This window comes from Geminocystis sp. GBBB08, from assembly GCF_016743215.1.
Taxonomy (GTDB): domain Bacteria; phylum Cyanobacteriota; class Cyanobacteriia; order Cyanobacteriales; family Cyanobacteriaceae; genus Geminocystis.
The window spans coordinates 1-8361 of record NZ_VRZC01000166.1; the positions used below are offsets into that span (position 1 = coordinate 1).

Below are 8361 nucleotides of genomic sequence, written 5' to 3' on the forward strand. Positions count from 1 at the left end.
ATTGCTGGGGCTTGAGGTTCGGGTTTTTCGACAACAAGTGCTTCAGTAGTTAAAATCATTCCAGCAATAGATGCGGCATTTTGTAAAGAAGAACGTACTACTTTTACTGGATCAATAATTCCTGCGGCGATCAAATCTTGATATTCACCTGTTAAGGCATTATAACCGATATTGATAGCAGATTCTCTGACTCCTTCGATGATAACAGATCCTTCTACCCCCGCATTATTAGCGATTTGACGTAAGGGTGCTTCGATAGCTTTGATAACTATTTGAGCACCAATTTTTTCTTCGTCAATGGTTAAAGTATTTTTGAAGGTTTCTACTTTACTAGCTAAGTGAATTAAGGTTGAACCACCACCGGCGACAATTCCTTCTTCTACAGCTGCCTTAGTGGCATTTAAAGCATCTTCAATACGCAATTTACGCTCTTTTAATTCGGTTTCAGTAGCTGCACCTACTTTAATAACTGCAACACCACCGGCTAATTTTGCAATACGCTCTTTCAATTTTTCGGAGTCGTAATCAGAATCAGTTTCCGCTAATTGTTTACGAATTTGAGCAACTCTTTTATCTATATCGGATTTATTACCACCATCGGCCACAATGATAGTATTATCTTTTTCGATAGTAATTTTATGGGCTTTACCTAAATAATCTAAAGTAACGGTATCAAGGCTTAAACCAATGTCTTCAGAAATTACTCTTCCACCCGTTAAAATGGCAATATCTTCTAAGGCCGCTTTACGGCGATCGCCAAAACTAGGAGCTTTGATGGCGGCTACATTTAAGACACCTCTGGCTTTATTAACCACAAGAGTAGCTAAGGCTTCACCATCAACATCTTCAGCGATGATTAGTAAAGGACGAGCTGAACGTGCTACATTTTCTAATACAGGCACTAAGTCTGCAATGGCACTAATTTTTTGATCTGTGATGAGAATTAAAGGATTGTCAAATTCAACGATCTGCTTTTCTTGATCAGTGATAAAGTAAGGGGAAACATAACCACGATGGATCTGCATCCCTTCTACTACTTCTAATTCAGTAGCTAAAGATTTAGATTCTTCAACGGTAATAACACCATCTTTGGTTACTTTATCCATGGCAGTGGCAATCATTTCGCCGATTTCTTCATCATTACCTGCTGAAACGGTGGCAACTTGACTAATAGCGTCACCTTGAACTGGTTGTGCTACAGCTTCAATTTCTTTGATTAAAAAACTAATTGCCTTGTCGATACCACGACGTAACGCCACAGGATTTGCCCCGGCGGTAACGTTTTTCAAGCCTTCATGAACCATAGCTTGGGCGATGACAGTAGCGGTAGTTGTACCGTCTCCGGCGATGTCTTTGGTTTTAGAGGCAACTTCTCTGACTAATCTTGCACCAACATTTTGTAACGGATTTTCTAACTCAACTTCTTTGGCAACGCTGATGCCGTCTTTAACGATTTCCGGAGCACCGAATTTTCTTTCTAATAAAACATTTCTACCTTTAGGACCTAAAGTTACTTTAACAGCATTAGCTAAAGCATTAACACCTTGTTCTAAAGATCTTCTGGATTCTTCCTTAAATGATACGATTTTAGACATATAGATTTCTAATTTATTTATTCACCATACATCAATTTAGCGCTCTTGGTGTCTGAGTGCTAATACGGTTATCTTCACCTTTAACCAAAAATATTGCTAATGAAAGTGATGGGAGTAATCGCCTTTACTCTTATCCCTAAGGAATTAAGATTAAAACTGTTGATTTTTGTAAAGAAATTGCTATCAGTTATTAAACATTTAATGATAAAAATGCGATCGCACTTCTAATCCACTCCTCAACATGAGGATTTTTTTGTAATAAATTGTCTTGACTAATGACAGAAATTGCTTGTTGTATTTCGTTATTGGTATAACCTAACGCCAATAAAGTCATTTCTAAATCCGCCATAATTTCAGCATTAGGTAAGACGTTAGTAGTATTTAAAATAATCCCAGCAGAAATGCGCCACTGTGCCAATTTTGTTTTCAATTCTAAAGCGATTCTTTCGGCGGTTTTTTGTCCAACTCCGGGAGTTTTTGTTAATAAACGAATGTTTCCTGTTACAATGGCTTGTACTAAGTCTTCTAATCCTAATGTATCAATTAAGGCGATGGCAGATTGTGAACCAATACCAGAAATAGCAGTTAATTGGCGAAATAAATCTCTTTCGGCAGCAGTAGAAAAACCGTAAAGAATATGTTGATCATCTCTTACTTGAAAGTGGGTAAAAACTAAAATTTGCACATCAGAATTAATATCTAATTGTCGAGCAAAACGACTTGGAATTTGAATTTCATAGCCGATATTATTTACTTCTAATATTAAAATATTGCGATTATTGTTAAGAATAATATTATTAATAATACCTTGAAAATAACTAATCATAAAAAATAAAATTTAATTATATTTATGTATATATAATAATTGATAATGATCATTAATTTTGCATAGGGAAATTTTGTTATTGCCACCAACTTAAAAATATTTGAAAAATTATGAATCATAAGAGTTATCTTGAATAATATTTAAAGTTTTTTATCTGTCAATGGATATAAAACCTAATAAAATACGATAGTAAATAAAAAAAATATTTGAAAATATTGCATAAAATCAGAAAACGAAACTGATATATTAGTAAGGCAATTTTCCTGAGAAAATAACCATCATATCATGTAATTTTACACTAACCTGATCAAATACAAACTATCCATGAAAGAATTTCAACATCTTGATGAAAATCAACCTCCTGAAGCTATAGGCTATATTAAAAGTACTCGCCTAGATATACTTGAGAAAGCGAAATTAATTCAACAAGGTAAGTACATCCCCGAAGAAAAGCAGATTTCAAGCAAAGTACAAAAAATAATTGATGTATGTATTGTTAACCCCGATGATTTACATGGTAAGGTTTATGTTACTAAAGATTTAGAAAAAAACTCGAAATATACTGCTGGTGCGATTACAGTGGCTAACTGGATTAATGCTTTTCCTAATTTACCATTTTTGTTTTTCTGTTTTCAAAATATGGGTTTTCTCATAGCTTCAGGTGCGGCAGTGGGCATTACAGGAGGTATTCTTAGTATCGGTAATATTTTTGGGGGTGCAGTAGCTAGAAACAAACCTGGTAATAAAAGTTGGTCACAATGGGCATTTTTTGGTTTAGTTACTCTAAATATTATACAAACTGCCGCTAGTGGAATTGGTATCGAATTAATCAATAATCGCTCTAAATAATCGCTCTAAATTAGATGGTATTTATGCTACTACCATCACCAATGAATATTTAGCGAAAAAAGAACAAAAAGTCAAAGATTTAGCTACTATTAATGATCCTAGTTATCAAGCCATACAACAAAAATGTGAGGCTGGAGAAGCCAAATTAAATAGTTTGTCTCGCAGTAATCCTCTTTGGGATAGTTTTTTTGTGAAACTATACGGACTTCATGATGAAAGAAATAAAAATTGGGAAAAAACACCTTTTCAACAATTGCCTATTTGTCGTCAAGTTACCCGTATCCAAGATGAAAATAATCTCAAGTATGAAAAAGCCTTTAATGACTATCAATCTTTATTAACTGCTAGAGTTGATACCGGTTCTGATGTACAATTTTTAAAATCTAATGCCATAACTGCCTATCAACAACACTTTAACGATAATGGGGAAATGAAATCTTCTCCCATGTTAGTAGGTTTAGCAACACAAGAAGTTTACAGTAAATTATTTAGCAGTAAATGGACAGAATTAGGACTTTCTTTATTTGTATTTGGTATTTCCCTAATTACCAGTATTGCTTCTTGTCTAATGGCTTTACGTCATGCTTCTAGTGAAGATGTACAGTTATCTTATGATCAAGAACTTCAAGGAAAAATTAACGATTATTTTAATAATATCAGACGATCATTAATGGCATCACAAAAACTTAATGCCACTGATGATAATACCTTAGAAGCAGAAATTATTTTACCGAATTGTGATCCTATTATCGAAAATTTAGAAAAAACTTTGGAGGTTGATTATGACGGAGATAGCTATGGACATCTTAATTCTTAATTTATATCAAAATGACAGCAGAAAAACGGGCAAAATTCATTTACCTCATGTCGAAAATTTAGTATATGAATATAAAGAAGATAAAAAATTAAAGAAATTGTCTCAAGAGAACAAGACTGAAAATTTTAGTGTTGTTACAACTCCATTATCTCAAGTTATTACTGATGATGTTAACCAAAATAATACTCTAAATGAAAAGAAAATAGATCCTGTTACCATTGATGATTCTACTAATCATAACAGTGGTTTTCAGGTTAATGTAGAGAATCTTAACATGACTAACCCCTTCATTGATAATCAAGATATTGGTAATCAAGATACTGGTAATAGACATAATCTAGCAACAAAAGATCAAGATAATGAGCAGGAGAAGGAAAAATTACCTTCTTTTAACAATCCAGAAGATCTTGATCGAATAATTTTAGAGTTATATTTAGAAGAAATAGCAGAAAATTTAGTTAAACCATCTAAGAAAGCCTTAACAACAATATTGGAATCTAATATAATGAACATTATCGAAAATTATCGAAAATTATCGAAAAAAAATCATAAATCAATTTGTGATTTACTTATGGTCAATTTCATCCTCAATTAAAGCAAAAATTTGGAGGATATTTCTCAATTCACTGGGTTTTAGTGTTTTGAGGATGCACCCAATTAAGGTAACTTAGAAAGAGCATTATTTTTTCTTAATTTTCATAAAATCTATCATTGTTATAGATAATTATAAATTTATGCACACTCCTATCATCTCCGAAAATAGCAATTCTTTAAAAACTAATCTCAAAGGCTTTGACTTTAAAAATCCTCCTCCACAATCTTTAGTTGATCAATGTGTACATTGCGGTTTTTGTTTATCGACTTGCCCTAGTTATCGAGTTATTGGCAAAGAAATGGATTCCCCAAGGGGAAGAATTTATTTAATAAATGCTATTAATAAAGGAGAAGCAAATTTAGATGATAGCACAGCCCCACATTTTGATAGTTGTTTAGGGTGTTTAGCCTGTGTGAGTACCTGCCCTTCAGGGGTACAATATGACCAGTTAATTGCGGCGGTAAGACCTCAAGTAGAGAGAAATCAACCTCGTAACCCCTGGGAAAAATTCCTGCGTAGTCTCATTTTTTATTTATTTCCCTATCCTGAAAGATTAAGTATTTTTTTGCCCTTACTTTGGTTTTATCAAATATCAGGTTTACAAACCCTCGTCAGAAAAATAGGATTACTGAAATTTTTTCCTCGCCTTGCTTCTATGGAGTCAATTTTGCCTCGTATTAATCTTAAAGCCATTAATAAAAAATATCCTTACATTATTCCAGCTAAAGGTGAAAAAAGGTATCGAGTAGGGATGATTTTAGGGTGTGTGCAAAGATTATTTTTTGATTCGGTAAATGAAGCTACGGTAAGGGTTTTAACCGCTAATGGTTGTGAAGTAGTAATTCCTAAAAGTCAAGGGTGTTGTGCAGCTTTACCCACTCATCAAGGGCAAGAAAATCAAGCTCAAAATCTCGCCCGTCAAATGATTGATAGTTTTGCTGATACGGGGGTAGATTATATTGTTATTAATGCGGCTGGTTGTGGTCATACTCTTAAAGAATATCATCATATTTTAGCCGATGATTCGGGCTATTTAGCGAAAGCAAAAGATTTTGTCGGTAAAGTCAAAGATATACAGGAATTTTTAGCAGAAATTGGCTTAAACACCCCATTATCTGCCATTAGCGATCATAAAATTAAAGTAGTTTATCATGATGCTTGTCATCTATTACATGGGCAAAAAATTAGTTTACAACCTCGACAACTGTTACAACAAATTCCTAATTTAGAGTTAAAAGAGCCTTTAGACAATGCCTTATGTTGTGGAAGTGCAGGAGTTTATAATTTACTACAGCCTGATGTCGCTAATGAATTGGGAGAGCAAAAAGTGCGCAATTTATTAAATACAGGTGCTGATATTATCGCTTCTCCTAATCCCGGATGTTCTTTACAAATATTAAAACATTTACAGTTACAAGGAAAAAAAATCACAGTTATTCATCCCATCGAATTATTAGACTATGCTATAAAACGTCAATAAACTTTTAAAAAGCGATCGCATAAAAATAATTAATGGGGTATTTTTTGATTTAACTTTGATTGAAAAATTTGCCCCATTTCTTCTGTGGACAAATTAGTTAGGAGAATATCCCTGATTTTCGTCCAAATTACCGAGTTTTTCCATAAAAACAGACCATGCTTCCTCATCTTTTCTATGAGATAGTAAGTATTCTTTAAATCGAACTGAGGTAGAATACTAGAAGAGAATTCACTTAAATATTATTAAAATTGATTATTGTTTTAGTTATGTTATTATTGTAACAATAATTCTTTGGACACTTCCATTTAAAATACTGGTAGTGACTATAGCAATTTTCACATAAGCGAGGTACGGGCAAGGGGCAGTCATCCCATTGTTAGCAAGATTTATAGATACCTCACCATAATTAAAAACGCTATATAATAATTTTAGGAGTTTTTTATGACACTTACTCGTCCACTATATAATAGTGATGACTTACTATCATCTTTGCATCCTTCGTTATCTGTTTCTAATTTACAAGAGAATTCTTTGGAAAAGCTACAAATTACAACGGAAGAATCCATCGCCAATTCAGAAAATACAGCTAAAGTAAAAAAAATCAAAAAGAATCCACTGTCAGAAGAAGATAGTCTCAATATTTCATCTTTCCTGAAACTTAGTTTACCTAAAGACGATGTTTCAGAAAATCTTTTGCTTATTACTAACACTCAAAATAAGCGTCAAGAAAAAATTTCAGCAACATTACAAAGAACAGTTGTTCCTGTTGGTAATAAGGAATTTACCGGCAACACTTACATCGATGGAATTCTTTGGGGCGGTGATTATTGGAATCCTGGCACGTCTTCCACCACCACGATTATCACCTATTCTTTTTGGAATGCTGGCACAGAAAGTTTTGATGATGCTTTTCAGAATATTACTACTCAGGCTTTTAATTGGAGTAGTGCAGAAAGAACATCCATGATTAACGCCCTGAATACTTGGGCAGCAGTAGCTAATATTCAATTTGTCGATGCAGGAGATAACCAAGAATCAGCTACCCTCGGCTTTTATAATGTTAATAGTTCTCAATTCGATGCTTTAGGAATGTTTGGACCTCCGGGTACCAATGGTGGAGGAATAGGTTACTTCAACTGGCAAGGACAAGGATGGGACACTAATAATGTAATGCCAGGGGGAAATTATGGTTTTATTACTTTGATTCATGAATTAGGCCATGGATTAGGATTAGCTCATCCCCATGATAATGGTGGTGGTTCATCTATCTATCCCGGGGTAACTTCACCCTTCGGTAGTTTAGGAGATTTTGGATTAAATCAGGGAATCTATACTACTATGTCCTATAACGATGGGTTAGCTTCTAGTGGTTTTGATCCAGGTACTGTCGCTTATGGTTATCAGGGAACACCGATGGCTTTTGACATTGCCGCTATTCAGTATCTTTATGGAGCTAATACCACTTCCAATTCTGGTAATAACACTTATTTTCTGCCCACTGTTAATCAAGCAGGAACTATGTACTCTTCTCTATGGGATACTGGCGGAATTGACAAAATCAGTGCCAATGGAGCTACTTCTGCTGTCACCATCAATCTTAATGATGCTACTCTCAACATAGCAGACGGTGCCGGTGCTGGAGGATATTTATCATCTATTAATGGTATTTTCGGAGGCTTTACCATCGCTAACGGAGTGAGGATCGAAAATGCAGATGGAGGAAATTTTAACGATACCATTACTGGCAATGAATTTAACAATAGCCTAAATGGTTTTAGCGGTAATGACATCCTCCAAGGCGGCAGTGGAAATGACAGTCTGACAGGAGGTGTTGGTAACGACTTCGCTGTTTATGTAGGAACTTTTTCACAATATCAAGTAACAGGCTCTAATGGCGTTTATACTATCACGGATTTATTATCTAACCGAGATGGTATAGATAGCCTATTTGACATTGAGAATCTAACATTTTCTGATCTGACAATTCTGATTACAGATGCTGTTAACCCCACCACCACCAATTTAGCGATCGCCCCTACCAATGCCAATCAAACAGAAGGAAATAGCGGTACAAAAGCCTTTACCTTCACCGTTACTCGCAGTGGTACAACCACCGGAGCTAATAATGTTAACTGGGCGGTTACAGGTTCAGGTACAAATCCGGCTAGTGCTACAGATTTTGCCGGCGGAGTATTACCT

7 protein-coding genes and 1 pseudogene are annotated in these 8361 nt (G+C 34.6%); 5 read left to right on the plus strand and 3 right to left on the minus strand.

Annotated features, from left to right (window positions below; all coding sequences use genetic code 11):
• Together groL and ruvA are read right to left on the minus strand one after the other, a co-directional pair.
• The coding region (groL, locus tag FWJ34_RS16175) for a chaperonin GroEL (RefSeq protein WP_308256376.1) at positions 1–1595 on the minus strand (1595 nt) is incomplete at its 3' end.
• 190 nt (positions 1596–1785) lie between these two features.
• Positions 1786–2421, minus strand: a complete 636-nt coding sequence (gene ruvA, locus FWJ34_RS16180) for a Holliday junction branch migration protein RuvA (RefSeq protein ID WP_308256377.1) — start codon at positions 2419–2421, stop codon at positions 1786–1788.
• Between the two features lie 324 nt (positions 2422–2745).
• Here ruvA and FWJ34_RS16185 point away from each other — a divergent pair, with 324 nt between their 5' ends.
• The 4 genes from FWJ34_RS16185 (at position 2746) to FWJ34_RS16200 (ending at position 6162) form a co-directional block, all read left to right on the plus strand.
• On the plus strand, positions 2746–3270 hold the full coding sequence (locus FWJ34_RS16185; protein WP_308256378.1) for a hypothetical protein: 525 nt from the start codon (positions 2746–2748) through the stop codon (positions 3268–3270).
• Between the two features lie 154 nt (positions 3271–3424).
• Entirely contained in the window at positions 3425–4087 is a 663-nt protein-coding gene (locus FWJ34_RS16190; RefSeq protein ID WP_308256379.1) for a hypothetical protein, read from the plus strand.
• Positions 4053–4682 carry a hypothetical protein gene (locus FWJ34_RS16195; RefSeq protein WP_308256380.1) on the plus strand — a complete coding sequence of 210 codons (630 nt, stop codon included), beginning with the start codon at positions 4053–4055 and terminating at the stop codon, positions 4680–4682. Before FWJ34_RS16190 ends, FWJ34_RS16195 begins: the two co-directional genes overlap by 35 nt.
• 139 nt (positions 4683–4821) lie before the next feature.
• Positions 4822–6162, plus strand: coding sequence for a (Fe-S)-binding protein (locus tag FWJ34_RS16200; RefSeq protein ID WP_308256382.1), 1341 nt, complete (start codon positions 4822–4824; stop codon positions 6160–6162).
• 93 nt (positions 6163–6255) lie between these two features.
• On the opposite strand, the pseudogene FWJ34_RS19615 reads toward FWJ34_RS16200, so the two are convergent.
• Positions 6256–6315: pseudogene (locus FWJ34_RS19615) on the minus strand (hypothetical protein); the annotation flags it as partial.
• 288 nt (positions 6316–6603) lie between these two features.
• Between FWJ34_RS19615 and FWJ34_RS16205 the strand changes: the two are divergent.
• Positions 6604–8361, plus strand: a 1758-nt coding sequence (locus FWJ34_RS16205) for a M10 family metallopeptidase (protein WP_308256383.1), incomplete at its 3' end; no start/stop codon positions are given.

Coding starts and splice junctions, on each gene's coding strand:
- ruvA (WP_308256377.1), bottom strand. CDS start 2,421: ATGATTAGTTATTTTCAAGGTATTATTAATAATATTATTCTTAACAAT.
- FWJ34_RS16185 (WP_308256378.1), top strand. CDS start 2,746: ATGAAAGAATTTCAACATCTTGATGAAAATCAACCTCCTGAAGCTATA.
- FWJ34_RS16200 (WP_308256382.1), top strand. CDS start 4,822: ATGCACACTCCTATCATCTCCGAAAATAGCAATTCTTTAAAAACTAAT.
- FWJ34_RS16195 (WP_308256380.1), top strand. CDS start 4,053: ATGACGGAGATAGCTATGGACATCTTAATTCTTAATTTATATCAAAAT.